Source organism: Photobacterium sp. R1 (assembly GCF_054600795.1).
The window spans coordinates 20,269-45,544 of record NZ_BAAHZP010000015.1 but is presented as its reverse complement, the minus strand read 5'-3'; the positions used below and the strand labels follow the sequence as shown (position 1 = coordinate 45,544).

General features: G+C 53.1%; 28 protein-coding genes. 19 read left to right on the top strand and 9 right to left on the bottom strand.

Annotated features, from left to right (window positions below):
- Positions 1-76 precede the first annotated feature (76 nt).
- From rluA to ACYP03_RS19985, 6 genes are all read left to right on the top strand, one after another.
- Positions 77-769 carry a bifunctional tRNA pseudouridine(32) synthase/23S rRNA pseudouridine(746) synthase RluA gene (gene rluA / locus ACYP03_RS20010; RefSeq protein WP_459781883.1) on the top strand — a complete coding sequence of 231 codons (693 nt, stop codon included), beginning with the start codon at positions 77-79 and terminating at the stop codon, positions 767-769.
- A 307-nt stretch (positions 770-1,076) separates the two neighbouring features.
- Positions 1,077-2,879 carry a fumarate reductase (quinol) flavoprotein subunit gene (frdA, locus tag ACYP03_RS20005; protein WP_459781882.1) on the top strand — a complete coding sequence of 601 codons (1,803 nt, stop codon included), beginning with the start codon at positions 1,077-1,079 and terminating at the stop codon, positions 2,877-2,879.
- Positions 2,876-3,640, top strand: a complete 765-nt coding sequence (locus ACYP03_RS20000) for a succinate dehydrogenase/fumarate reductase iron-sulfur subunit (protein WP_248141540.1) — start codon at positions 2,876-2,878, stop codon at positions 3,638-3,640. The genes frdA and ACYP03_RS20000 overlap by 4 nt, the downstream gene beginning before the upstream one ends.
- On the top strand, positions 3,637-4,020 hold the full coding sequence (gene frdC / locus ACYP03_RS19995; protein WP_459781881.1) for a fumarate reductase subunit FrdC: 384 nt from the start codon (positions 3,637-3,639) through the stop codon (positions 4,018-4,020). The genes ACYP03_RS20000 and frdC overlap by 4 nt, the downstream gene beginning before the upstream one ends.
- Positions 4,021-4,024: 4 nt before the next feature.
- Positions 4,025-4,408, top strand: coding sequence for a fumarate reductase subunit FrdD (gene frdD / locus ACYP03_RS19990; RefSeq protein ID WP_459781879.1), 384 nt, complete (start codon positions 4,025-4,027; stop codon positions 4,406-4,408).
- Between the two features lie 169 nt (positions 4,409-4,577).
- Positions 4,578-5,531, top strand: a complete 954-nt coding sequence (locus ACYP03_RS19985) for a D-2-hydroxyacid dehydrogenase (protein WP_459781877.1) — start codon at positions 4,578-4,580, stop codon at positions 5,529-5,531.
- A gap of 11 nt (positions 5,532-5,542) precedes the next feature.
- Here ACYP03_RS19985 and djlA read toward each other — a convergent pair whose 3' ends face one another.
- Positions 5,543-6,397 carry a co-chaperone DjlA gene (djlA, locus tag ACYP03_RS19980; RefSeq protein WP_459781875.1) on the bottom strand — a complete coding sequence of 285 codons (855 nt, stop codon included), beginning with the start codon at positions 6,395-6,397 and terminating at the stop codon, positions 5,543-5,545.
- A 367-nt stretch (positions 6,398-6,764) separates the two neighbouring features.
- Here djlA and lptD point away from each other — a divergent pair, with 367 nt between their 5' ends.
- From lptD to ACYP03_RS19950, 6 genes are all read left to right on the top strand, one after another.
- Entirely contained in the window at positions 6,765-9,104 is a 2,340-nt protein-coding gene (gene lptD, locus ACYP03_RS19975) for an LPS assembly protein LptD (RefSeq protein WP_459781873.1), read from the top strand.
- Positions 9,105-9,162: 58 nt separating this feature from the next.
- Positions 9,163-10,467 carry a peptidylprolyl isomerase SurA gene (gene surA, locus ACYP03_RS19970; protein WP_330960396.1) on the top strand — a complete coding sequence of 435 codons (1,305 nt, stop codon included), beginning with the start codon at positions 9,163-9,165 and terminating at the stop codon, positions 10,465-10,467.
- Positions 10,454-11,446: a 4-hydroxythreonine-4-phosphate dehydrogenase PdxA gene (gene pdxA / locus ACYP03_RS19965; protein ID WP_459781872.1), complete on the top strand. Its 993-nt coding sequence runs from the start codon at positions 10,454-10,456 to the stop codon at positions 11,444-11,446. The genes surA and pdxA overlap by 14 nt, the downstream gene beginning before the upstream one ends.
- Entirely contained in the window at positions 11,443-12,255 is an 813-nt protein-coding gene (gene rsmA / locus ACYP03_RS19960; protein WP_248141548.1) for a 16S rRNA (adenine(1518)-N(6)/adenine(1519)-N(6))-dimethyltransferase RsmA, read from the top strand. The genes pdxA and rsmA overlap by 4 nt, the downstream gene beginning before the upstream one ends.
- Positions 12,256-12,317: 62 nt before the next feature.
- Positions 12,318-12,701, top strand: a complete 384-nt coding sequence (gene apaG / locus ACYP03_RS19955) for a Co2+/Mg2+ efflux protein ApaG (protein ID WP_459781871.1) — start codon at positions 12,318-12,320, stop codon at positions 12,699-12,701.
- Positions 12,702-12,712: 11 nt separating this feature from the next.
- Entirely contained in the window at positions 12,713-13,528 is an 816-nt protein-coding gene (locus ACYP03_RS19950; protein ID WP_459781870.1) for a symmetrical bis(5'-nucleosyl)-tetraphosphatase, read from the top strand.
- Here ACYP03_RS19950 and ACYP03_RS19945 read toward each other — a convergent pair.
- Positions 13,525-14,427 carry a LysR family transcriptional regulator gene (locus ACYP03_RS19945; RefSeq protein WP_459781869.1) on the bottom strand — a complete coding sequence of 301 codons (903 nt, stop codon included), beginning with the start codon at positions 14,425-14,427 and terminating at the stop codon, positions 13,525-13,527. The two genes, ACYP03_RS19950 and ACYP03_RS19945, sit on opposite strands and share 4 nt — an antisense overlap.
- A 119-nt stretch (positions 14,428-14,546) precedes the next feature.
- Between ACYP03_RS19945 and ACYP03_RS19940 the strand changes: the two genes are divergently transcribed.
- Genes ACYP03_RS19940 through thrH form a run of 3 tightly spaced genes read left to right on the top strand, consistent with a single transcriptional unit; the run spans position 14,547 to position 16,512 of the window.
- Positions 14,547-15,269: a 2OG-Fe dioxygenase family protein gene (locus ACYP03_RS19940; RefSeq protein WP_459781868.1), complete on the top strand. Its 723-nt coding sequence runs from the start codon at positions 14,547-14,549 to the stop codon at positions 15,267-15,269.
- Positions 15,270-15,293: 24 nt separating this feature from the next.
- Positions 15,294-15,911, top strand: a complete 618-nt coding sequence (locus ACYP03_RS19935) for a LysE family translocator (protein WP_248141553.1) — start codon at positions 15,294-15,296, stop codon at positions 15,909-15,911.
- A gap of 4 nt (positions 15,912-15,915) precedes the next feature.
- Positions 15,916-16,512: a bifunctional phosphoserine phosphatase/homoserine phosphotransferase ThrH gene (gene thrH / locus ACYP03_RS19930; RefSeq protein ID WP_248141554.1), complete on the top strand. Its 597-nt coding sequence runs from the start codon at positions 15,916-15,918 to the stop codon at positions 16,510-16,512.
- A gap of 63 nt (positions 16,513-16,575) precedes the next feature.
- Here the strand turns inward: thrH and folA are convergent, their stop codons facing one another.
- The 6 genes from folA to rplU all read right to left on the bottom strand — a co-directional run bounded on the left by folA (position 16,576) and on the right by rplU (position 20,416).
- Positions 16,576-17,073 carry a type 3 dihydrofolate reductase gene (gene folA, locus ACYP03_RS19925; RefSeq protein WP_330960392.1) on the bottom strand — a complete coding sequence of 166 codons (498 nt, stop codon included), beginning with the start codon at positions 17,071-17,073 and terminating at the stop codon, positions 16,576-16,578.
- A gap of 14 nt (positions 17,074-17,087) precedes the next feature.
- The gene (locus tag ACYP03_RS19920; RefSeq protein WP_459781867.1) at positions 17,088-17,561 is read right to left on the bottom strand and encodes a threonine/serine exporter family protein; all 474 of its coding nucleotides are present in this window, start codon (positions 17,559-17,561) and stop codon (positions 17,088-17,090) included.
- Positions 17,558-18,337 carry a threonine/serine exporter family protein gene (locus tag ACYP03_RS19915; protein WP_248141559.1) on the bottom strand — a complete coding sequence of 260 codons (780 nt, stop codon included), beginning with the start codon at positions 18,335-18,337 and terminating at the stop codon, positions 17,558-17,560. Before ACYP03_RS19915 ends, ACYP03_RS19920 begins: the two co-directional genes overlap by 4 nt.
- A 117-nt stretch (positions 18,338-18,454) precedes the next feature.
- Entirely contained in the window at positions 18,455-19,636 is a 1,182-nt protein-coding gene (gene cgtA, locus ACYP03_RS19910) for an Obg family GTPase CgtA (protein ID WP_248141562.1), read from the bottom strand.
- A gap of 191 nt (positions 19,637-19,827) precedes the next feature.
- Positions 19,828-20,085 (bottom strand): 50S ribosomal protein L27, encoded by a 258-nt coding sequence (rpmA, locus tag ACYP03_RS19905; protein WP_036750185.1) that lies wholly within the window; start codon positions 20,083-20,085, stop codon positions 19,828-19,830.
- 19 nt (positions 20,086-20,104) lie between these two features.
- Positions 20,105-20,416, bottom strand: a complete 312-nt coding sequence (gene rplU / locus ACYP03_RS19900; RefSeq protein ID WP_036750187.1) for a 50S ribosomal protein L21 — start codon at positions 20,414-20,416, stop codon at positions 20,105-20,107.
- A 277-nt stretch (positions 20,417-20,693) separates the two neighbouring features.
- Between rplU and ispB the strand changes: the two genes are divergently transcribed.
- A complete protein-coding gene (gene ispB, locus ACYP03_RS19895) occupies positions 20,694-21,665 on the top strand; it encodes an octaprenyl diphosphate synthase (RefSeq protein WP_248141563.1) in 972 nt (323 codons plus the stop codon).
- Between the two features lie 142 nt (positions 21,666-21,807).
- Positions 21,808-21,999, top strand: coding sequence for a hypothetical protein (locus ACYP03_RS19890; RefSeq protein ID WP_036750193.1), 192 nt, complete (start codon positions 21,808-21,810; stop codon positions 21,997-21,999).
- A gap of 101 nt (positions 22,000-22,100) precedes the next feature.
- Here the strand turns inward: ACYP03_RS19890 and mdh are convergent, their stop codons facing one another.
- Positions 22,101-23,039: a malate dehydrogenase gene (gene mdh, locus ACYP03_RS19885; protein ID WP_248141565.1), complete on the bottom strand. Its 939-nt coding sequence runs from the start codon at positions 23,037-23,039 to the stop codon at positions 22,101-22,103.
- Between the two features lie 368 nt (positions 23,040-23,407).
- Here mdh and argR point away from each other — a divergent pair, with 368 nt between their 5' ends.
- Complete coding sequence (gene argR, locus ACYP03_RS19880) at positions 23,408-23,878, top strand: transcriptional regulator ArgR (protein ID WP_036750199.1); 471 nt, start codon at positions 23,408-23,410, stop codon at positions 23,876-23,878.
- A 293-nt stretch (positions 23,879-24,171) separates the two neighbouring features.
- Positions 24,172-25,140: a TAXI family TRAP transporter solute-binding subunit gene (locus tag ACYP03_RS19875; protein ID WP_248141566.1), complete on the top strand. Its 969-nt coding sequence runs from the start codon at positions 24,172-24,174 to the stop codon at positions 25,138-25,140.
- Positions 25,141-25,276: the final 136 nt, after the last annotated feature.

The window sequence follows — 25,276 nt, the reverse complement described above, 5'->3', positions numbered from 1 at the left end:
TCAGGGCGGTAGGCAGTGTCTGCCGCCCTGTGATACCATCCCGCCGCAACGTCGATAACCCTGAGATGACCCGAGCATGAAATCCTTACCGCCGATGGCCTATAACCCGCCAACTAATCCCTGGCTGGATGTTCTCTACATCGATCGCGACATTATTGCCGTGAATAAGCCGTCCGGCCTGCTGTCCAATCCGGGCCGCGATCCGGCTCATGCCGACAGTGTGTTCAGCCGGGTACTGGCAGACCACCCGAAGTCGCAGATTGTCCACCGTCTGGACATGGCAACCTCTGGCCTGATCGTATTGGCTTTGAACAAGGATGCCGAACGCCATCTCAAGGCCCAGTTCCGCGAGCGTCAGACTGAGAAAGTCTATTACGCCCGGGTGTGGGGGACGCCGGAGCCACAGAGCGGCACGGTGGATTTACCGCTGATCTGCGACTGGCCGAATCGTCCGAAACAGAAAGTGTGCTTTGATGACGGTAAACCGTCCGTCACCCATTACGAAGTGCTGGAAAGTGACGGCCAGACCAGTCTGGTCAGACTCCGCCCAATCACCGGTCGTTCCCACCAGCTGCGTGTCCATATGCAGGCGCTGGGTCACCCGATCCTGGGTGATGAGTTTTACGCCCATGAAGCCGCCGAAGCGCTGGCACCCCGCCTGCAACTTCATGCGGCAGAGCTGAGCTTTTTCCATCCGTATACCGGTGAGCCTCAGCATCAGTTTGCGCCGTGCGATTTCTTCCCGGACGCGCCTGAACGCACTATCTGAGCCTGTCACAACTCAAACTATTCGGCTTGAACAAAGCCGAATAGCTCGCCCGCAAGCAACTGCGCTGTCTCCCCCGCATCAATACAACAGCTGCGAACAGACGGGCCAGATTGATTGAATACCTCTGGCGCTTTACCGTTAGCCCCGTCACATTCAATGCAACACCTCGCAATATCGAAGCAAAACCCTAATCAAATCAATTCCTCCCTCTGATTGCTCTTCTACACTGTCGGTACAGTTCAGACGCCCTCGGCGTCGGCGTACTCAATCACCAGCGGATACCCGCATTATTTACTGGAGGATAACTGTGAAGACCATCACCACAGATATCGCAGTCATCGGCGCCGGTGGCGCCGGCCTTCGCACCGCAATTGCAGCCGCAGAGAGCAATCCGGAGTTGGAAATCGCCCTGATCTCCAAAGTCTATCCGATGCGTTCGCATACCGTGGCAGCAGAAGGCGGCTCGGCCGCAGTGATCAAGGAAGAAGACAGCCTGGACAACCACTTCAACGATACCGTGAGTGGCGGCGACTGGCTGTGCGAACAGGACGTTGTTGAATATTTTGTCAAAAACGCAACGCGCGAAATGATTCAGATGGAGCTGTGGGGCTGCCCGTGGAGCCGCAAGGAAAACGGCGAAGTGAACGTGCGCCGCTTTGGCGGCATGAAAGTCGAGCGCACCTGGTTCGCAGCCGACAAGACCGGCTTCCACATGCTGCACACCCTGTTCCAGACCTCCATGAAATACACCAACATCAAGCGCTTTGATGAGTTCTTCGTGCTCGATCTGCTGGTCGACGACGGGCAAATCCAGGGACTGGTCGCAATTCACATGGCTGAAGGCGAACTGGTCACCATCAGGGCGAAATCTGTGGTTCTGGCAACAGGTGGTGCCGGCCGGGTATATCACTGCAACACCAACGGCGGCATTGTCACCGGGGACGGCATGGCCATGGCCTACCGTCATGGCATTCCGCTGCGGGATATGGAGTTCGTCCAGTACCACCCGACCGGCCTGCCGGGCACCGGGATTCTGATGACCGAAGGCTGCCGCGGCGAGGGCGGCATTATCGTCAATAAACACGGTTACCGTTACCTGCAGGATTACGGCATGGGGCCGGAAACCCCGGTCGGTCAGCCGAAAAACAAATACATGGAGCTGGGCCCGCGGGACAAAGTGTCGCAGGCTTTCTGGCATGAACAGCAGAAAGGCAACACCATCGACCATCCGCTGGGCGATGTGGTACATCTGGACCTTCGCCATCTGGGAGAAGACTACCTGAACGAGCGCCTGCCCTTTATCTGCGAGCTGGCGAAAGCCTACGTCAATGTCGACCCGGCCAAAGAACCGATCCCGATCCGCCCGACCGTCCACTACACCATGGGTGGTATCGAGACTGATGCCACCTGCGAAACCCGTATCAGCGGCCTGTTTGCCGTCGGCGAATGTGCCTCGGTCGGGCTGCACGGCGCCAACCGTTTGGGTTCCAACTCTCTGGCAGAGTTCGTGGTCTTTGGCCGCGTCGCCGGTGAACACGCCGCCAGACACGCCGCCGGATTCCGGGGCTGGAATGACACCGCAATTGAAACCCAGGCCGAAGCGGCTGCCGCACGGATTGAAGCCCTGATGCATCAGGAAGGCGACGAAAACTGGGCCGAAATCCGCACCGAAATGGGACACGCCATGGAAGCCGGTTGCGGTATCTACCGTCAGGCCGATCTGATGCAGCAAACCATGGATAAACTGACCGAGCTGAAAGCACGCTACAAGCGCATCAGCATTCACGACAAAGGCAAGGTGTTTAACACCGATCTGCTCTATGCCATTGAAATCGGCTACGGGCTGGATGTGGCGGAAGCTATGGTCCACTCAGCCATGCTGCGCCGGGAATCCCGCGGCGCCCACCAGCGCCTCGACGCCGGTTGCACCGAACGGGATGATGCCAATTTCCTGAAGCACACGCTGGCCTTTTACAACGAAGGGGGTGCCCCCGTCATTGATTACAGCGATGTCACCATCACCAAGTCCCAGCCCAAAGCCCGGCTGTACGGCGAAGCCGCTGAAAAAGCTGCCGCAGACGCGTCCAAAGCAGAGGAGCACCCCGAATGACAGCCAACCGTATCCAAAACGTCGCCATTCTGCGTTACGACCCGGAGCAGGACACTGAGCCGCACATGCAGTCTTTCAGCGTCCCCTTTGACGAGACCATGTCCGTACTGGATGCACTCAATCATGTGAAGGACCATCTCGACAAGCACCTGACCTACCGCTGCTCCTGTCGGATGGCAATCTGTGGCTCATGTGGTGTGATGGTCAATGGGGTCCCGAAACTGGCCTGTAAAAGCTTCCTGCGTGATTACCCGGATGGGGTGACCATTGAACCACTGGCCAACTTCCCGATCGAGAAAGATCTGGTCGTTGACATGACACCTTTCATTGAACGTCTGGAGGCTATCAAACCTTACCTTATCGGCAACGACCGGACACCAGAGGACGGGACGAACCTGCAGACCCCGGCACAAATGGATATCTATAAGCAGTTCGCTGGGTGCATCAACTGCGGCCTGTGTTATGCAGCCTGCCCGCAGTTTGGCCTCAATCCGCAATTTCTCGGCCCGGCCGCGCTGACCCTGGCCCATCGTTACAACCTCGACAACCGCGATCGGGGCAAAGCCGAACGGATGCCACTGATCAACGGGGACAACGGGGCCTGGGGCTGTACCTTCGTCGGCTATTGCTCCGAAGTCTGCCCGAAAAACGTCGACCCGGCCGCAGCGGTCAACCAGAGCAAACTCGCATCCTCAAAAGACTTTGTGATTGCCATGCTCAAACCGGATGGTTCACCGAAGAAAGCGGAGGTATCCAGATGAGTCACCGCAACCCGTATGTACGTCCGATGACTCGGAACTGGTGGCAAAGCCATCCGTTCTACCGCTTTTACATGCTGCGAGAAGCCACGGTCCTGCCGCTGGTTTTGTTTACCCTGTTTCTGACCTATGGACTGTGCGCACTGGTGACCGGGCCTGAAGCCTGGCAGGGCTGGCTGGATTTCATGGCCCATCCTGTGATCGTGGCGGTGAACCTCGTGGCGCTGGCTGGCAGCCTGCTGCACGCCGCAACCTTTTTCAAGCTGATGCCGCAGGTCATGCCTATCCGCCTGAAAGGCAAGGTGATCAAAAAAGAGCTCGTCATCGCAGCTCAGTGGGCCGCGGTCGCTGTGATTTCCCTGATTGTCCTGATTGTGGTCTAAGGAGATGCCTGTGAATTCATCTGATAAGGTCAATCCTCAACCGAAACGTTCTGACGAACCGATCTGGTGGGGACTGTTTGGCGCGGGCGGTACCTGGTTTGCCATGGTCACGCCGGTCACCATTCTGGTCCTGGGGATTCTGATGCCCCTGGGTATCCTTGATGCTGAGCATTTTGAATATCAGCGGGTCAAAGCCTTCGCATCCAGCCTGATCGGGGCGGCGTTTCTGATCCTGACGCTGGCCCTGCCGATGTGGCACGCGATGCACCGGGTGCACCACGGATTACACGACCTGAAAATTCATGCCGGACGAACCGGAAAAATCGCCTGCTATGGTTTTGCCGCTTTCATCACTGCACTGGCCATCGTGCTGATTGTCCTGCTGTAGCCTGAAAACCGGCCTCCATCCCCGGTCTGCCCGGGGATGTTTTCTCTCCATCTGAAGCTGCCTCAGACTTGCAGCGATCCGCCCGCTGGTGTTTACTGTCTGGCGCTGATTCTCACGCTGAACACCATTGCGCCCATAGCCAAAGCCATCACCACAAGGAGCCCGTGCGATGCAACAGATTGTTTTTCTTGACCGAGATACCATTCCCAGCCAGATCACGTTGCCCCGCCCCGCCTTTGACCATCAGTGGCAGGAATACCCGGCAACCCGCCCGGCGCAAGTTGTCGAACGCCTGCAACAGGCCACCATTGCCGTCACCAACAAAGTCGTCTTAAATGCCGGGACACTCAGCCAGTTGCCGCAGCTCAGAATGGTTGCCATCGCTGCGACCGGGACCAACAATATCGATCTGGATTACTGCCGCGAGCACGGCATTGTGGTCAGTAACATTCGCGGCTATGCCACCGGCTCAGTCCCGGAACATGTCATCGCGATGCTGTTTGCGCTCCGGCGAAATCTGTTCGCCTATCATCAGGATATTCAGGCGGGCGTCTGGCAGGAAAAACAACAGTTCTGCTTTTTCACCCATCCGATCGGGGATGTCGCAGGCAGCACGCTGGGGATCATTGGCAGCGGCAGTCTGGGACAGGCCGTCGCCAAACTGGCATCAGCGATTGGTATGAAGGTGATCTTTGCCGAACGGAAGGGTGCCAGCGAATGTCGTGAGGGATATCTGCCTTTTACGCAGGTGCTGAAAGAGGCTGACGTGATCACCCTGCACTGTCCGCTCAGCGAAGCAACAACCAACCTGATTGCCGCACCGGAACTGGCACTGATGAAACCCGGCAGTCTGCTGATCAATACCGGTCGCGGCGGGCTGGTCAACGAAACCGATTTAGTCGCCGCGCTGCAATCCGGCCATCTGGGCGGGGCCGGCTGTGATGTGTTTACGGCCGAGCCAGCCGATTTGTCCAATCCGCTGCTGGCTCATGCAGACTTACCGAACCTGCTGCTGACGCCCCATGTGGCCTGGGGCGCGGATTCTGCCATTCAGACGCTGGCCAACCAGCTGACCGAAAATCTGGAAGCTTTTGTTGCAGGACATCCGCAAAACCGCGTCTGAGACGCGGAGGATCACTTAAAGCCTTTTTCTTTTTTGATCAGCTCATAGGCCGCTGTCAGTTCCTGCGCTTTCTGCTTCGCCAGCTCCATCATCTCCGGCGGCAGACCTTTGGCCGCCAGTTTGTCCGGATGGTGCTCGTTCATCAGCTTCCGGTAGGCACGCTTGAGATCTTTGGCTCCGGCGTCTTTCTCTACCCCCAGCAGTTCATAGGCATCCGCCAGCTGATCCCGGGTTGGCGCCTGACGGAAACCGCCCTGTTGCTGCTGAGACTGCTGACGATAGAAACCACCGCCCTGCTGAAAGCGAAACGCGGCTTCCTGCATGTGCAGACGGCGCTCTAATTGCTGCTCAGAAAAGCCCAGCCCGCGGCCAATGACAAACAGCAGCTGACGCTCTTTCGGATGCAGGCTGCCGTCGGCAAACGCGGCCTGAATCTGCAACTCCAGAAAGAACTGCAACAGATCCAGCCGTCCCAGGGTACTCTGACGTACCCTGGCCAGCACTTCCTGCAACGGAAAATCTTCTGCCTTACCTTCGCGGAATGCCTCCTGCGCCAGACGGCGGGCATTTCCGTGCAGTTGCATGCGATCCATAATGGCACTGGCGACCCGGATTTCCTCCTGTGTCACCCGCCCTTTCGCCTTGGCCACATGGCCCATCACCGCAAAACCGGCATGGAAGAACTCCGCCTGACGTGCCTGCTGATCGGCCTGACCGCCGGAAAAACGGCCGAATCCACCGCCTGGATAAACACCGGCGCGAGCCTGATCGAACTTATGACCTAAAAAGATGCCTAATAACAAACCGATAGGTCCACCAAGGAGGAAACCAAAAAATGCACCTAAAATCTTGCCCAACACCTGCATGTTATACTCTCTGGTAATTTGCTAAATTGTGCCCGCGTATGCCGTCTAATCTTATGAAAAGAGTGGCTTGTCAGCTTGACCTGCATGCCATAACGCAAGACTCTGACCGCCAAAAGACTCGCGGCATCATAGCAGAAAAAACAATAATGATTTTATCCGGTCCATTGATTACCGCTGTCCTTTCAGATGCTGTAAAGACGAATTTGCATTATCATAACCACCTTCTACTGGAGGGGACAGTTGGTCCGGTCTGGATACCCGGGGATGTTGACCTTTGTTGCTTGTTTTCGAGAAAATCCAAACAAAAAAGTTCAGCACTCCAGGTGTCACTTTGCGCTATATCATGAACACAGGAAATTAAATCTCAATGTCATTCACTTCCCGCAGCTTATTGGCGACCATGATCAGCATTGCTTTATATGGCCCGTCAGCTTTCGCCAATGATGCCCTCATTGAAAGTGATGTCAGCCCCTCTGCCGAAGAAGAACTGGCACTGGTCAAAGGCATGTGCCTGACCCCGGATCCGAGTGCGGGTGATCCCAACAATGCACCCATCCGGATCTCTGCAGAGCAGGCCGTGGCCGAAAGCGGCGAAAGCGTGACTTACTCCGGTGATGTGGTGATTCGCCAGTCCAACCGTACCGTGGCTGCCGATGTCGCCACCATGAACCAGCGTAAGAATACAGTCAGCGCGGAAGGCAACGTCTATTTTCACGACGGCACGCTCGAAGTCTACGCCGACAGTATGCATAACAATCTGGAAACAGACGACGCCGAGATCAATAACGCCGTCTACAGCCTGACCTGCGAGGCTGGCCGGGGGGAAGCCACTAAGATTGAAAAAGAAGGCATGACCTACTACCGCCTGCGCAACGGGACATACACAACCTGTCCGCCGGGCGATAAAAGCTGGCAGTTTACCGCCACCAGTATTGAACGCGAGACAGACTCGCCGTTTGCCGATCTGTATAACGCCCGCTTTGAAGTGCTGGATGTTCCAATTTTTTACATGCCTTATCTGCGTGTGCCGGTCGGCAATGAGCGCCTGACCGGTTTCCTGTATCCGACAGTCAGTTACGGTTCCCGGGACGGCTTTGAACTGGAAACGCCGTTCTACTGGAATATCGCGCCAAACTACGATCTGACCCTGACACCCAAGTATATGAGTAACCGCGGCGTCCAGCTGAACAGTGACTTCCGCTATCTCACAGAGCTCGGTCAGGGAAGTCTCAAGGGAGAATACCTGCCGGACGACAGTGCAGCTGAAGACAATGACGCGCGCTGGGCCTTCAACTGGTCCCACAGCGGTCAATATGGGGACCACTGGCGTTTTAATGCGGATTACAGCAAGGTCAGTGATGTGACCTACTTCTCTGATGTCGACTCAGGTATCGGTAATCGGGAAGACAACAACCTGTTGCAAACCGGCGAGGTGTCCTATCAGGACTACAACTGGAACTCGACCCTGCGAGTGCGGAACTTCCAGCCGCTGACACCGGGGGTGTCATCCAACTACCGCCTGATGCCGCAGCTGACCTTTAATTACTACGAACCGGATCTGGGCTACGGCCTGGACTTTGGCTTGCTGAGCCATATCAGCCGCTTTGAAAATGACGATGCCAAAAAGCCGTCGGCAGACCGGGTTCACCTCGAACCGTCGCTGACGCTGCCGTTTGCAACGCCTTGGTGGTCGATGACGACCGAAGCCAAGCTGATGTACACCTATTACAATCAGGACTTCGATCCGACGGTTGACGGCCTTGAAGATCTGGATGAGACCGCGACCCGGACCGTGCCCAGTCTGCGCATGCTGACCGGACTCTACTTTGAGCGGGATGCCGACCTGTTTGGCAGTGCCTATACCCAGAGCCTTGAACCTCAGCTGCAGTACCTGTACGTGAAGGATGTGGATCAGAGCCAAATCTATGGCGCTTACGATACCACCATTTTGCAGACGGATTATTACGGCCTGTTCCGTGACCGCCGTTACTCCAGCGTGGACCGAATTGCTGCGGCCAATCAGTTCACTGTCGGGGCAACCACCCGTTTCTTCGACGATGATTACAAGGAACGCTTCAACCTGTCTTTCGGCCAGATTTTCTACCTCAATGATTCCGGCCGGAATCTGCAGGAAGAAGGCGAGTCTCAACCGAACTACTCGGCTTCAGCTTTCGAGTCGGACTTCAACTATAACGACTGGCTGTTCTTCCATGGCAGTCTGCAATATGACGCCAGCGAACAGGACATGCAGTTTGCCAATGCCGCGTTTGAATACCGGGAAGGCAGTCTGTTCAGCCAGCTGAATTATCGCTATGTCTCGAAGCAATACATTCAGCAGAGCCTGCCGGATAACAATCAGATCGATAACTACACCGAGGAAGGGATCTCGCAGGTTGGTTTCTCAACCGGTTTTCCAATCCATGCCGGTCTGAGCATCCGGGGTGACTACTATCACGACGTGACCGAGAATCAGATGGTAGAAGGTCAGATCTCGCTGAACTATCGTTCCGACTGCTGGATGATTACCCTGGGTTACAACGAATACATGGTGGCACGCAGCAACGTGAATACCCAGCCTGTGGATTACGAGCAGAACTTCAGTATTTCGTTCTCTCTGCTGGGTCTGGCCGGTGTTTCACCGGTTGGTGCAGCGTCAGCCAGCGGCAATGCCATTGCCTATGGCCGTCCTTTCTACCTGAATAATTAACTGGCCGGGCCTCGGCCCGTCCATACCAACTGCGCATTGAAGCGCCCTGGATACGGATATGAAAATGTGGAAGTCTCTAATTCTCGGCCTGTCTCTTCTGGGCCTGACGACCGGCTCGATGGCCGCTCTGAAGCCGCTCGATAAGGTAGTCACCATTGTCAACGACAGCGTGATCCTGCAAAGCGATGTTGATGCCATGCTGAAAACCGTCCATCTGAACGCCGCCCGTCAGGGACAGCCGCTGCCGGATGACAGCATTCTGGTCAATCAGGTGCTGGAAAAGCTCATCATGGAAACCCTGCAATTGCAGCAGGCCGATCAGTTCGGGATCCGTATTGATGACAACCGGCTCGACAGCGCCATTGCCCAGCTCGCAGCAGAGCGCAAAATGTCGGTTGCCCAGCTCCAGCAGGAACTGGCCGGTGCCGGGATCAGCTACGCCATCTTCCGCGAACAGATCCGCCGTGATCTGACAGCCAGTGAAGCCCGTACCATTATGGTCCGCCGCCGGATCAACATTCTGCCGCAGGAAGTTGAAAACCTGGCCACTCAGCTCAACCAGCAACAGCAGGAAGGTGTTCAGTACAATGTCAGCCACATCCTGATCCGTCTGGAGGAAGGCGCCAGCCAGACCGACCGCCAGTCCGCTGAACGTAAAGCGAAAGATCTGGTTGCCCAACTGAACAAAGGCGCCGACTTCGCCAGCCTGGCCTACAGCGCCTCGAATGGCCCGAAAGCCCTTCAGGGCGGTGCCTGGGGCTGGATGAGCCCGGAAGAAATGCCGACTATCTTCGCCGATCAGATCCATGCACAGGGGAAAGGTGCTATCATAGGGCCATTCCGCAGTGGTGTGGGTTACCACATTCTCAAAGTCAATGATGTGAAAGGTCTGGAGACTGTTTCGGTCACCGAAGTGAATGCCCGCCACATCCTGCTGAAAACCTCCGTTATTCTGAGTGATGACGGAGCGAAAAAAGAGCTGGAGCAGGTTCGCAAGGACATTTTGTCCGGTCAGCGCAGCTTTGCTGATGCGGCTCAGGCACTGAGTGCTGATCCGGGCTCTGCCGTCAACGGCGGTGAACTGGGCTGGCAAACGCCTGACATTTATGTCCCTGAATTCAAGGCACAGGTCGAAACGCTGCCGAAAGGCACCATCAGTGAACCGTTCAAAACGGTACACGGCTGGCACATTGTAGAAGTGCTGGATCGCCGCCAGGTCGACCGGACTGATGCAGCGGTGAAGAACCGTGCCTACCGGATCCTCTTCAGCCGGAAATTTAATGAGGAAGCACAGGCGTGGCTGCAGGAACTGCGGGCCGGCGCCTATATTGAACAACCAGGATATGATGATGAACAAGGTTAAACGTATTGCCATCACGCCGGGAGAACCGGCGGGAATTGGCCCGGATCTCGTGATCGCGCTGGCACAACAGTCCTGGCCGCACGAGCTGGTGATTTGTGCCAACACCGGGCTGATGGCAGAACGTGCAGCCCTGTTGGGTTTACCACTGGAAATCATCCCTTATGATGCAAACCGCCCGGCACAACCGCACCGTCCGGGCACGCTGGTGATTGCGGACCATCCGCTGAAAGCCACTGTGACGCCGGGTGAACTGGACGAACAGAACGGTCACTATGTACTGGATACCCTGAGACACGCCGCCGAGGGCAACATGGACGGCGAATTCGCCGCCCTGGTTACCGGTCCGGTTCACAAGGGCATTATTAACCGTGCAGGCGTGTCATTCAGCGGCCACACGGAATTTTTCGCCCAGCAGGCTCAGTCCAACCAGGTGGTCATGATGCTGGCAACCGAAGGCTTACGGGTCGCGCTGGTCACAACGCATATTCCGCTGGCTTACGTGGCGAAAGCCATCACTGTGGATCGCATCCATCAGGTGATCCGCGTACTGCACGCTGACCTGATCAGTAAGTTCGGTATCCGGAAACCTACAATTTATGTCTGTGGCCTCAACCCGCATGCCGGGGAAGGCGGACACCTTGGCCGGGAGGAGATCGAAGTGATCACTCCGGCACTGAATATCCTCAGAGAAGAGGACGGGATGGATCTGGTTGGCCCACTGCCAGCCGATACCATCTTCCAGGATAAATATCTGGCAGAAGCTGATGCGGTACTGGCGATGTATCACGATCAGGGTCTGCCAGTTCTGAAATTCAAAGGTTTTGGTAATGCCGTCAACATCACGTTGGGGCTGCCTTTTATCAGAACATCAGTTGATCATGGTACCGCACTGGAACTTGCGGGTACCGGACAGGCGGATATCGGGAGCCTCAGGACAGCGCTTTCCCACGCCATCGAAATGGTAGACAAACAACAATGAGCAGTGATCAGGTCCATTTAGGCCACCGCGCCCGTAAGCGCTTTGGCCAGAACTTCTTGCACGACGACTACATCATCGACAATATCGTCGCCGCCATTAACCCGAGACCCGGCCAGAACCTGGTGGAAATCGGTCCGGGACTTGGCGCCCTGACAGAGCCTGTCGGCAAGCAGGTCGACAAATTCACCGTCATTGAGCTGGACCGCGATCTGGCCGAGCGTCTGCGTCACCATCCGGATCTGTCCAGCAAGCTGACGATCCACGAAGGCGATGCCATGCGTTTCGACTTCACACAGCTGATCAAAGAAAACAACAAACTGCGGATTTTTGGCAACCTGCCATACAACATTTCGACTCCGCTGATGTTCCACCTGTTCAGCTTCCACCAGCATATCGAAGATATGCACTTCATGCTGCAGAAAGAAGTGGTTAATCGTCTGGCGGCAGGTCCTGGCAGCAAAGCCTATGGCCGTCTGACTGTCATGGCACAGTACTACTGCAAAGTCATGCCGGTACTGGAAGTACCGCCAAGTGCCTTCAAACCGGCACCGAAGGTCGATTCAGCGGTGGTACGCCTGTCGCCGTATGAGACGTTGCCGCACCCGTGTACGAACCTGAAATGGCTGGATCGTGTGACTCGCGAAGGTTTTAACCAGCGCCGCAAAACCGTGCGAAACTGTTATAAAGCACTGATGGACAGTGAGACACTGGAGAGTCTGGGGATCACCCCGTCATCCCGACCTGAAAACCTGAGCCTTGAGCAATTCGTGGCGATGGCGAACTGGCTGGATGCTAACCACAGCCATTAAGCAGGAAGCCGGACCAAAGGTCCGGCAGCTGGTCAGAGTCGTAATCGAAAGGAAGCAGCAAGGTGAACAACAAAGCTAACCCAACCATCAAATGCCGGGTCATCACCCACTACATTGATGACCAGTCCGAACCGGAACAGGATCGCTACGTTTTTTCCTATACCATTACCATTTGCAATCTCGGTCAGGGTTCAGCACAGCTCCTACGCCGCCGCTGGCTGATCACAGATGCCAATGGTAAAAAGCTGGTCGTCGAAGGTGAAGGCGTTGTGGGTGAGCAACCGACGATCGCAGCCAATGATGAATATACCTATACCAGCGGAACCATCATCGAAACCCCGCTGGGCGTGATGGAAGGTCATTACATCATGATTGATGAAGCCGGCAATGAATTCACGGCAGAAATTCTGCCATTCCGCCTCGCCATTCCGAATATTCTTCACTGAGCAGGACTGCCATGGCAACCTATCTGGTCGGCGACATTCAGGGCTGTTACCGTGAACTCTGTACTTTGCTGGAGCAAGTTGGCTTCAGTGAAAAATCAGATGAACTCTGGCTGGCGGGTGATCTTGTCGCCCGGGGACCGGACTCCCTTTCCACCCTGCGCCTTATAAAATCGCTGGGCAGCAATGCCACCACGGTTCTGGGAAACCACGATCTGCACTTACTTGCTATCGCCCGCGGGATTGGCAGCGCCAAACCCAAAGACCGTGTCGATCCGATTCTGACCGCCAATGACAGCGATGCACTGCTGGACTGGCTCAGCCACCAGCCTTTGTTTGCTGAACATGCTGTCCATCCGATCGTCATGGCGCATGCCGGCATCCCACCTCAATGGCAGCTCGAAGATGCCCGCCGCTGTGCCCGTGAAGTTGAAAGCATGCTTCAGGGTGAAAATCAGTTGTGGCTGCTGACCCATATGTACGGCAATGAGCCCGATTTGTGGGATCCGGAGTTATCCGGACTGGAACGGATGCGCTACAGCATCAACGCCCTGACCCGGATGCGTTTTCTGCACCCGGACGGACGCCTGGAAATGCACTGCAAACTGCCGCCGGGTGAACCGGGGACAGAACAGTTCATTTCGTGGTTTGACTTTCCCCGCGCACAACCGCTGGGCAAAACCGTTATTTTTGGACACTGGGCTTCACTGATGGGCCACCGGGATGATCATGTGATCGGACTAGATACCGGTTGCGTCTGGGGCAATCAGCTCACCATGCTGCGCTGGGAAGATCAGCAGCTATTTCAGCAAGATCGGCTGGATCCTTAGTCCGCCCCACTAACGGAAGCAATCACGGCTTCCCGGGTCGCGGCAAATTCTTCTCTTAACCAATTCAGAAAAATCCCCACCCTTTCATCCGCTTCAATCGCATGCGGTGACAGCAGGTAATAAAAAGAGTCATCCGGTGTGAAGCCGCAGGGGGCAGCCAGCTGCCCATTCCGGATGTCACTCCCGACCATATAAATTGAACTCAGCCCGAAACCTGAACCGGCGTGTACCGCTTCCAGCATAATGTAGAAGTGTTCAAACCACATATCATCACTGCTGTTGACAGGCTGCTGGGTTCGTTGCTGCCACTCATTCCAGGCATCTGGCCGGGTTTTGGTGTGCAGCGTTGTGACTGAACCGGACAGTACTTTTCCGCTGGCAAACTTTTCAGCCAGAATGACCGGTCCCATCATCTCCGGGCCGATCGGCTCAGCATGATAATCCGGCTTCCAGTTGAAATCGTTGCGACGAATGGCGATGTCTGCCTGACTTTTCACAAAATCAATCGGTCCGCCGGACGCACTCAGGTGCAATTCAATCTCAGGATGTGCCGCTTTAAAATCAGCCAGCCGGGGGATCAGCCACTTCATCATAATGGTCGGCTCACAGGAAACGACGAGAGGCGCCTGACTTCCTTCCGTGTTCAGCTCTTTCAGCGCATTCTTCAGAATCGCCAGCATCTCATGGCAGGCTGTTCTTAATTTCACGCCGTCTTTCGTGAGGAAAATGCCACGATTTCGCCGCTCAAATAAGGTCACACCCAGCACACTTTCCAGTTGCTTGATCTGACGACTGACCGCTGATTGCGTCACACACAGTTCGTCTGCCGCTTTCACCAGACTCTGATGTCGCGCGGCAGCCTCAAAAAAACGCAAAGCATTTAAGGAAGGAAGATTCATATCCGTGACTTTTTCTCAAGTATTTTGATTACAACAAATCAATATTCATTTTACGAGAAATCATCAACAATATGAACCAGATGACTTAACAAATATAACGACGTAAGTTGGTGATTGAAGTGTCAATTAAAGAAATCTGCAGTAGTTTAACGGAAAAAAGCTATTGTTTCATTGATGGTGAAACCATGTCGTCCATCATTCAAAAACGAGATCCTTACGGGTTAGATGACTGGACACAATTTAAAAACAGTTGGAATCATTTACAACTTGATACATATATGGCTGATGGCGGCACCTACAGAAAGCGTAAATATGCGACGCTGAGCTCCCCGGCCTCCAGTGGCGAATGGGTCTTGGAACCACACCAGCCTCATTATCAGGGACTTTATTATAACAACCTCAATGGCGGGGTTGAGCGTCATTATGTACCGATTGATGATGACATTATCTACAGCAATACTTTCAATCAAATTTTGAAATTAGGTTGTGAGATTTTCAGCCAGATGTCTCCCGAATCAGACTGGCACATTGAAACGCATCAATTTCGTATTGAATCCAATGGTGAAATAAGCGGAAAGCCGACCCCCGAAGGCATTCACCGGGACGGCGTTGATTACATTTTAATGATGATGGTCAACCATCAAAATCTATCCGGCGGTGTCACCACAATTTATGATTTGGATAAAAACCCGCTGACAAGCTTCTCCCTAAATAAGTCGATGGATACGGCTGTACTGAATGACCACAACCTGTTCCATGGCGTAAGTGAAATATTACAAGACCATCCGGACCAACAGACCATCAGGGACGTGCTTGTCGCTACATATCGTAAGAAAACATAATAAAACAACTGAGGGAATATACTCATGACAGAACTTATTGCTGTTGCCATTATTACGATTCTGGCCGTCATCAGCCCGGGAGCTGATTTCGCCATGGTTACACGAAACAGTTATCTTTATGGCAGAAAAGCAGGCATGCTGGCCGCCATTGGTATCGCACTCGGAGTGCTGATTCACGTCAGCTATACCATTCTGGGTGTCGGCCTGGTGATTTCGAAGTCGCCCATCCTGTTTTCAGTGATTAAAATCGTGGGTGCAGTTTACCTGATTTACCTGGGCTTCAATACGTTCAGTACCAAGGTGAAGCTTGCAATCGACCTGACTGAAACCGCCGCTATGTCGAACTTTCAGTCACTGCGTCAGGGCTTTTTCACCAATGCACTCAACCCGAAAACAACCCTGTTTGTCCTGAGTACATACACCCAGGTTGTGAACCCGGAAACCCCGCTGACATTGCAGATTGCTTACGGTCTCTTTATGTCATTCGCCCACTGGTTCTGGTTCAGCCTCGTCGCCCTGTTTTTTTCTCAGGAAAAATTACGTGCCGCAATGCTGAATAAACAAATCGTTTTAAACCGGGCAATTGGCGGCATCTTAATGTTCCTTGGTATTTCACTGGCCCTCTCACCCATGGTAGGTTAATCCAATGAATATTGCTTGTATCGACATGGAAGGTGTTCTTATTCCTGAGCTTTGGCCTTTATTAGCGGAAAAATATGATATTCCGGAACTGACCAAAACAACCCGGGAAGAACCTGATTATGAAAAACTGGTTTCGGAAAGAATTAACATTCTGAACCGGGAAAAGATCACACTGCTGGATGTTATTAAAACTGTAGATGATATTGAACCTCTGGAAGGGGCAAAATCATTTATTGATAAGCTGTCAAAGAAATATAAAGTTGTTTTGGTATCCGATGCTTTTTATCAAATGCTTTACCCATTATGGTTAAAGATCGGTCAACCCAAACTTTACTGCCATTACTTTCAGCTAAATAAAAGTGGGTTTATTGAAAAAGCAGACTATACGCGTAAGAAAGGAAAAATTGAGATCATCGAAAAGTACAACCGAAACAATAATAATATTATTTCGATTGGTGATGCTTTCAACGATCTGGAAATGCTGTCTGCTTCCAGCACCGGTTATTTATTTAAACCGTCCGAAATCGTTCGGAAAATGGCACCACCAGTGAATATTGTTGATTCCTATGATCAGATTCTGACCATGGAGCAACTGAATTAAAACACCCTGAAGTATGCTTCAAACAGCTCCCGTCCAATAGAGCGGGAGCTGAATTGATCAGACTCACGAATCAGATGACGAGTTTCGCTCCAGCACCACAAATGTCATGTCATGGGCATTCTTTTCATCCGCACGGTAAGCTTCACTGTAGCTTTGCTGCCAGTCGCTCCCCCAGTCAGGAAAGCAGGTATCGCCTGCCACACTGAGATCAATAAAAGTCAGATACAGGCGGTCAGCCATCGGCAGACATTCAGCATACACACTGCCACCACCAATGATCATCAGTTCATCCGTGTCTCCGGCGGCCGTTTTTGCAGCATCAAGGCTACTGACTACCGTAACCCCTGCCGCGGCAAATTCAGGGCTGCGACTGATCACAATATTGTGCCGTCCCGGCAATGGCCGGCCGATGGATTCAAAAGTTTTGCGTCCCATAACAACCGGTTTCCCCATGGTCACTTTCTTAAACCAGGCGAAGTCTGCGGGCAGGTGCCAGGGCATCGCATTGTCTTTACCAATCACTCTGTTCTTTGCCATCGCGGCAACCATACTGATGATCACGCATCTCACTCCTTTTAAATCACTGGTCGGCGACGATAAAACATTAAGCCGGGCATTGCCAGCCCGATTGCCAGCGCTGCAATTGTAAAAACAGCGGTGATCCCGTTTGCAACCATCGACTGCCACAAAGCCTGACTATAGCCCTGCTGATTAATTTCCACCAAGGCAATCATTGTCTTAAATGCATACACACCCGGAACCATCGGGATCACAGCAGCAACCGTAAAGACATGCGGCGGAGCCACTAAACGCCTTGACCACAAAATGCCGGTCATGCCCACCAGCATTGCAGCAAAAAAACTGGCCCATTCAATCGGCATTGCCTGATGCATCAGGACAAATCGACAGCCATGGCCGATCGCCCCCGCCAGCGCGCAATATTTCAATGCCCGGACCGGTACATTGAAAACCATCGCAAAGCCGACCGCAGGGATCGCCGCCAATGCCATATCGGCAGATAATGCGTACACCCATTGCCATATCGTCATGCCAGCCACCCCCAGACATGAAACAGATTCATCGCAGCAACAATCCCCAGACTGGTTGCTAACGTCAGCAAACTGGCCATCACCCAACGGGAAATTCCCAGATTCACAAATCCAGAGACCATATCCGCCACCGCATTTATCAGCGGAAACCCGGGCACCAGTAACAACACGGAAGAAGCCATCGCCAGAAAAGGCTGATTTCCCCAGCCAAATAATGGCGCTACGGCAGAGACAGACGTGGCGGTAAATGCCGCTGCGGCAAAGGTAACCAGCGGATTGAAATGATGCTGCGCCATGTACAACCGCAGTGCCATCGCAGCTGCCGCGGCCAGGGTGGTGATTACCGCAATCATCCCGTCACCGCCCGCCAGGATACTGAACGCCCCGCAGGACAATCCGATCATCACAATCACCAGCACCGGCGGGTATCGCTGAGGCTGAATGCGATCCAGCCGCTTCGCCAGCGTCGCAGGATCCAGCAGACCTTTTTCAGCCATGATACACACATGATGGATCCGGGTGATCACCGCCATGTTGATCCCATGATCCCGGCATCGGCGTGTGGTCGTAATACAATGACCCTGACGCCGGACAGTCACCACGATGGCATTAGCCGTCAGGGCAATATCGACTTCCTCAGCCCCCATGGCCAGACCGAGCCGCTGGCTGACATTCACAACCACAGCGGATTCAGCACCATGCTGGAGCAGCTTTTGTCCGGCCTGAGCCACGATTCGGGCAATGTCCCGCAACACACTCACTGATACTTCCTCCATGCCTTCCCTCCCGAGAGTCACCTCTCTTGCCGATTATCTCCGTTGAGCAGAATATCAGTTTGATGAAGCACAAAAAAACCGCTCCTGAGAGCGGTTTTTTGCAACAAAGACTGTTCGTTAAGGCTTGTAAATGATTTCGACGTCATAGTCGTCTTCATTCCAGTCATCCCAGTCGTCATCATCGTCGTCATCTTTCTCAGCAGCGCCTTTCTTCAGCTGCTGTTCGTGGTAATCATCCCACTTAAAGTCGACTTTGGTTTCTTCCGCTTCATCTTCTTCCACAATCACTTGCGGAATTGATTCGATCAGCGTCATCAGCTCATAAGTCAGCGGTTTGGTACCGGTACGGTTCAGTGCCGAGATGCAGAAGTACTTGTCTTCCCATGCCAGCGCTTCCAGAACTTCCTGGATCTTTTCCTGAGCTTCATCTTCCGGCAGCAGATCCACCTTGTTGAACAGGATCCAGCGTGGCTTGTTTGCCAGTTTATCGCTGTACTGCTCCAGCTCATTGATGATGGTGAAGGCATTCTCCACCGGATCAGAGCCATCAGCCGGCAGCAGATCGATCATGTGCAGCAGGACCCGGCAACGTTCCAGGTGTTTCAGGAAACGGATCCCCAGACCAGCACCGTCAGCTGCACCTTCAATCAGTCCCGGAATATCCGCAACGACGAAACTGCGCTCGTTATCCACACGGACGACACCCAGGCTTGGTACCAGTGTGGTAAACGGATAATCCGCCACTTTTGGCTTCGCCGCAGATACCGCACGGATAAAGGTCGACTTACCCGCATTCGGCAGACCCAGCATACCGACGTCAGCAAGCAGCAGCAGCTCCAGACGCAGATGACGTATCTCACCCTTGGTACCCATTGTTTTCTGGCGTGGTGCACGGTTCACGGACGATTTGAAGCGTGTATTGCCCAGACCGTGGAATCCGCCCTTCGCCACCATAATTTTCATACCATGCTTCGTCAGGTCAGCAATGACTTCACCGGTTTCTTCATCGACCGCGCGTGTCCCGACAGGCACAGACAGAACGCAGTCATTTCCGCGTTTACCGGTACAGTTGCCGCCGCGGCCATTTTCGCCACGTTCCGCAGCATGAAAACGTTCGAAACGGTAATCGATCAGGGTATTGAGGTTTTCGTCAGCCAGCAGGTAAACATCACCACCGTCGCCGCCATCACCACCGTCAGGACCGCCTTTCGGAACATACTTTTCACGGCGGAAGCTGACAGTACCATTACCGCCGTCACCGGCATCGACCCGGATTACCGCTTCATCTACAAATTTCATCTTATTCTCCGCACTCTGGCGTTCACTCAATCAGGCAGCTGTACGCCACTCTGCTTATTGTAATACCAATCGGAATAATTCTCAGGCAAGGCTTTGCCTATGGGCAGTAGGCAGCAGAACGGCAGCGCTCTGCGCCATAACAAAAAGCCCCGCCAGTTGGCAGGGCTTTCTCGTTCTTGGCGAACCCGAGATTACTCAGCTTCGATAGAAACGAATTTACGGTTCTTAGGACCTTTCACTTCGAATTTCACTTTGCCGTCAGACAGAGCGAACAGAGTGTGGTCTTTACCGCAACCTACGTTGTTACCAGCGTGGAACTTGGTACCACGTTGACGAACGATGATGTTGCCTGCCAGTACAGATTCACCACCGAAGCGCTTAACACCCAGGCGTTTACTTTCTGAGTCACGGCCGTTACGAGTAGAACCGCCAGCTTTTTTGTGTGCCATCTCTAAACTCTCCTAATTCTTAAGCGCTGATGCCAGTGATCTTGACTTCAGTGAACCACTGACGGTGGCCCATTTGCTTACGAGAATGCTTACGACGACGGAACTTAACGATTTTCACTTTATCGCCGCGACCGTGTGTAATTACTTCTGCAGTCACTTTGCCACCAGCTACGAATGGCGCACCAACTTTAACGTCTTCACCGTTAGCAACCAGAAGAACGCTGTCAAATTCAACGTTCGCACCAGTTTCAACGTCCAGTTTTTCCAAGCGTAAGGTCTGGCCTTCGCTTACTCGGTGTTGCTTACCACCACTTTGGAAAACAGCGTACATGTCTTACTCCGCTCTTCCGCATAGGCCATTCGCCACGTAAAAATTGGGCAATGGGTATGCGCTTAATCTTGTCATCAATAGGGCGCGAATATTACTGGAAAACGCGGGTCTTGGCAAGCCGTTGGCTAAAGAAAATTGGCGAAAAGCTGCTCAGCAGGAAAAGTCATTCAATTTGCTCGACCAGAGGTTAGGAAGCTGACAAGTTTTTAGTGTAGTATGCGTGCATATTTCTTATTTTGATTGCGCCGATACGGCTTACAATTTTGCTGGATGTATCATGGATTTCAAAGCTATCCAAGCACTCACCGCCGATGACATGGCGGCGGTTGACGCAAAGATTCAAGCACAACTGACCTCAGAAGTCGCCCTGATCAACCAACTGGGATATTACATTGTCAGCAGTGGCGGAAAACGACTCCGTCCGATGCTGGCCGTGCTGGCAGCCCGGGCCTTAGGTTACGACGGTGATCAGCACACCACTGCCGCTGCCTTTATCGAATTTACCCATACAGCCACCCTGCTCCATGATGATGTGGTGGACGAGTCTGACATGCGCCGTGGAAAGGCAACCGCCAACGCTGCTTTTGGAAATGCAGCCAGTGTTCTGGTGGGCGATTATATCTACACCCGCTCGTTTCAGATGATGACCAGCCTGCGATCATTGCGGATCCTGGATATCATGAGTGAAGCGGTGAATGTCATCGCGGAAGGTGAAGTTCAGCAGTTGATGAACTGCAACGATCCCGATACGACCGAAGCCAGCTACATGCAGGTGATTTATTCCAAAACAGCCCGTCTGTTCGAAGCTGCAACTCAAGTCGCTGCCATTCTGGCTGAAGCACCGGAAACCGTGGAAGCCGCCATGCAGGATTATGGCCGCTACCTGGGCACGGCTTTCCAGCTCATTGATGACGTTCTGGATTACAGTGCCGACGGCGAAGAGATGGGTAAAAACGTCGGTGATGATCTGGCGGAAGGCAAACCAACGCTGCCGCTGCTGCATGCCATGCATCATGGAAATGCCGAGCAGTCAGCCATGATCCGCGAAGCCATTGAGCAAGGCAACGGACTGGATAAACTGCAACCGATTCTGGCCTGTATGGAAGAACACGGCTCTCTGACCTACACACAAAAGCGTGCTGAGGAAGAGGCAGAAAAAGCCATTGCTGCGCTGTCTGTGCTGCCTGACAGTGACTATAAAACAGCGCTGGTCGCATTAGCTCGCCTGTCGGTTAACCGCACTAAATAACCCTTTCAACACCTCTTTTGAACGGCCTGACATCTGCTCAGGCCGTATGCTGCCGCAAACCAGCCCGTTCTCATCTCCGGATCTTCCATACGCTATAGTTAAACAGACCCTGGTTAGATTTCTTCCAGAGCGGGAGGTCAGTATGCAAGCCAAAGATCTGAAACGGGGAATGTGGGTAGAGTATCCGCAAGGGATCGCAGAAGTGATCGAGATCGATCCGGATCATGACACTGCGCTGATCGAAAACCTCAAGGATCACAAAAGGATCCATATCCAATGCAGCGAGCTGATTGACGAGCCGCAGCTGCACGGCAACTGCCGGGATTATTACTGAGCCGGTCAGCAAACACAAAAGTGTAATCCACAAAAACAACAAAGCGGCCCGTTGGCCGCTTTGTTTCGTGTTCTCCGGCCACACACCGGAAAGTTGGCAGCTTACTTGGCTGCGAACTCTTCACCCAGCTTGATATCGCCTTTCAGGGTATCCAGCATGCTGTCCAGTGCGTTTTGTTCAAATGCACTCAGCTTGCCGTAATCCAGGATCTCTTCAATCCCGTTTTTACCCAGACGAACTGGCTGTGCAAAGAAACGGGCATGTTTGCCATTTCCTTCAACATAAGCGCACTCAACCACGTTCTGCTCACCTTGCAGGGCACGAACCAGAGACAGACCGAAACGGCAAGCCGCCTGACCCATAGACAGCGTTGCAGAGCCGCCACCAGCTTTTGCTTCAACAACTTCAGTACCAGCGTTCTGGATGCGAGGCGTCAGCGCTTTCACTTCTTCTTCAGTGAACTCAACACCTTCAACCTGAGACAGCAGCGGCAGAATTGTGACGCCTGAGTGACCGCCGATGACCGGTACTTTCACTTCACGAGGGTTCAGACCTTTCAGTTCACCGACGAACGTTTCAGAACGGATCACATCCAGTGTGGTCACACCAAACAGTTTACGCTCGTCGTAAACACCGGCTTTCTTCAGCACGTCTGCAGCAATTGCAACCGTCGTGTTCACCGGGTTGGTGATGATACCCACGCAAGCCTGAGGACAAACAACGGCAATTTTCTCAGCCAGAGATTTCACGATGCCCGCGTTCACATTGAACAGATCCGCACGATCCATACCTGGTTTACGCGCAACACCCGCAGAAATCAGAACCACATCTGCACCTTCAAGCGCAGGAGTTGGATCTTCACCCGCATAACCTTTGATAGAAACAGGCGTTGGGATGTGGCTCAGGTCAGCCGCGACACCTGGAGTTACAGGGGCAATATCATAAAGTGCCAGGTCAGAGCCGGCAGGCAGTTCATTTTTCAGCAGCAGAGCCAGAGCCTGGCCAATACCACCAGCCGCGCCAATAACAGCAACTTTCATTTTCGTTCTCCTTTACGATAGATGTGAGGGTTCATGAGGCAGACCCTTCGCACTGACATCAGGTATAGGCCCAATGTTTCAAACCCTTACTTATATATCTCAGTTTCTCGGGCACCAAGACGGTATAGCAAGCCTTCGCGAAATACAATCATACCCCCTCAGCTTTGCGATGTTACGCAGGCTGTCATCACATTTTCTACTCAACAAAAAAGGTAAACATCAGTCTCGCTTGCAGTTATTTTCAATAATTATGCAGTCAGCTAAACTCAGAACAATAACTTAGTCCCAAGTTTGCATGAACACTGTTTGCTACAGCCTAGGTGGTTGTGACAAAATATGACCCCTCTCCCTGTACATGAAATTTACTTATGCGTAGCTCCGATAAACAAGAACGCTTGATCAAAGCATTCAAAGCCATACTCAAGGAAGAAAAATTCAGCTCTCAAGGTGAGATCGTCGATGCCTTGAAAGCACAGGGTTTCGATAATATTAACCAATCGAAAGTGTCACGGATGCTGACGAAATTCGGTGCGGTACGTACCCGAAATGCCAAAATGGAAATGGTGTACTGCCTGCCGGTCGAACTGGGTGTGCCAACCATCAGCAGCCCGCTGAAAGAGCTGGTGATGGAAGTTGGCTATAACCATGCCATGGTCGTGATCCACACGGGTCCCGGGGCTGCTCAGGTCATTGCCCGCCTCCTGGACTCGCTGGGCCGCGCTGAAGGTATCCTGGGCGTTGTCGCGGGTGACGATACAATTTTCATCACCCCGACCCTGACGACGACCGCCGAGCAGCTGTTCGACTCAGTCTGTTCGCTGTTTGATTACAGCAAGTAAGTCAATCGTCGCACAACGCTCTCTCTGAGGAATAGAGAGAGCGTGCATCTCCTCCCCTACTGAAAAATCCCTTCTGCCTGAGCCCAAAGACCGAAAATGAATGGATAGTTATGCTATTTATTCGGGTGTGATGTCTCAATCTCATTACTTTTTCACAAAAATGTGTTTACATAATTTTAAATACACTTAAATCGTTTGCTATTATCTCCTTGATTTGTTTAAAGCATTGCGAACTGAAAACCGGAAGCACCGTTCGCTGCTGATAAGAATTTACACAACAGGAAGGGATCACAATGGCCTTAACAAAACTGCTCAAAGTCGGCGCATTGTCTGCGACGGTTCTGGCTTCAGGGCTGGCACAAGCTGCAGATTTCATCACAATCGGAACCGGCTCAGTGACCGGTGTCTACTACCCGACGGGTGGCGCGATCTGTAAGCTGGTGAATAACGAACGACAAACCAATGGCATTCGCTGTTCTGTCGAATCAACCGGCGGTTCCATTTACAACGTGAACACCATGCGTGCCGGAGAACTGGACTTCGGTGTGGTTCAGTCTGACTGGCAATACCACGGCTACAACGGAACCAGTGAATTCAAGGAAATGGGCCCGTATAAAGACATGCGTGCCGTATTCTCCCTGCATACCGAACCCTTCAACGTCATTGCCCGTGCCGACTCCGGCATTAACAACATTGAAGACCTGAAGGGTAAACGCGTGAACATCGGTAACCCGGGTTCAGGTGACCGTGCCACGATGGAAGTCGTGATGAAAGCGCTGGGCTGGACCAAAGATGACTTCAAACTGGCCGCTGAACTGAAGGGTTCTGAGCGTTCTCAGGCTCTGTGTGACAACAAGATCGATGCCTTTGTCTACGTTGTTGGCCATCCGAACGGTTCCATCAAAGAAGCAACAACCTCCTGTGATGCCAAACTGGTTTCTGTGACTGGTCCGGCGATCGACAAACTGGTTGCAGACAACCCGTACTACGCAAAATCGACGGTACCGGGTGGTATGTATCGTGGTTCTGACAAGGATGTGCACAGCTTTGGTGTCGCAGCGACGCTGGTCACTTCAACCAAAGTGTCTGACGATGTCGTTTACGCGCTGACCAAAGCCGTCTTCGAAAACTTCCATGTCTTTACCCGTCTGCACCCAAGTTTCGCCAACCTGAAAAAAGAGGACATGGTGAAAGCCGGTATTTCTATCCCGCTTCATCCGGGCGCAGAGAAATACTACAAAGAAGTCGGCCTGATTAAATAAGCCGGCCATATCTCGACTGACTAAGGTGCACCGTCTCTGCGGTGCACTTTTGTCTGTAAGCACAATGAAATACGCCAACAGGCGAATGAGTCTGTCTAAGATAAAGACTGAACCTCAAACTTGAAACTCCGGATCG